This window comes from Kitasatospora sp. NPDC034023 (genome assembly GCF_055575795.1).
Map to the genome: position 1 here is coordinate 1 of NZ_JBVIRY010000121.1, position 1,030 is coordinate 1,030.

A 1,030-nucleotide genomic window follows, 5' to 3' on the forward strand; every position below is an offset into this window, starting at 1 on the left:
GGCGAAGCTGAGAACTTAAGCGCCAGTAAACGGCGGTGGTAACTATAACCATCCTAAGGTAGCGAAATTCCTTGTCGGGTAAGTTCCGACCTGCACGAATGGCGTAACGACTTCTCGACTGTCTCAACCATAGGCCCGGTGAAATTGCATTACGAGTAAAGATGCTCGTTTCGCGCAGCAGGACGGAAAGACCCCGGGACCTTTACTATAGCTTGATATTGGTGTTCGGTTCGGCTTGTGTAGGATAGGTGGGAGACTTTGAAGCAGCAACGCCAGTTGTTGTGGAGTCGCCGTTGAAATACCACTCTGGTCGTGCTGGATGTCTAACCTGGGTCCGTGATCCGGATCAGGGACAGTGTCTGGTGGGTAGTTTAACTGGGGCGGTTGCCTCCTAAAGAGTAACGGAGGCGCCCAAAGGTTCCCTCAGCCTGGTTGGCAATCAGGTGTTGAGTGTAAGTGCACAAGGGAGCTTGACTGTGAGACTGACGGGTCGAGCAGGTACGAAAGTAGGGACTAGTGATCCGGCGGTGGCTTGTGGAAGCGCCGTCGCTCAACGGATAAAAGGTACCCCGGGGATAACAGGCTGATCTTCCCCAAGAGTCCATATCGACGGGATGGTTTGGCACCTCGATGTCGGCTCGTCGCATCCTGGGGCTGGAGTAGGTCCCAAGGGTTGGGCTGTTCGCCCATTAAAGCGGTACGCGAGCTGGGTTTAGAACGTCGTGAGACAGTTCGGTCCCTATCCGCTGTGCGCGTAGGAGTGTTGAGAAGGGCTGTCCCTAGTACGAGAGGACCGGGACGGACGAACCTCTGGTGTGCCAGTTGTCCTGCCAAGGGCATGGCTGGTTGGCTACGTTCGGGAGGGATAACCGCTGAAAGCATCTAAGCGGGAAGCCTGCTTCGAGATGAGCACTCCCACCTCCTTGAGAGGGTAAGGCTCCCAGTAGACGACTGGGTTGATAGGCCGGATATGGAAGCCCTGTGAGGGGTGGAGTTGACCGGTACTAATAGGCCGAGGGCTTGTCCTCAG

General features: G+C 55.8%; 1 rRNA gene. It reads left to right on the forward strand.

Annotated elements, in window-relative coordinates:
• A 23S ribosomal RNA gene (locus ACZ52R_RS43550) occupies positions 1-1,028 on the forward strand; the annotation flags it as partial.
• Positions 1,029-1,030: the final 2 nt, after the last annotated feature.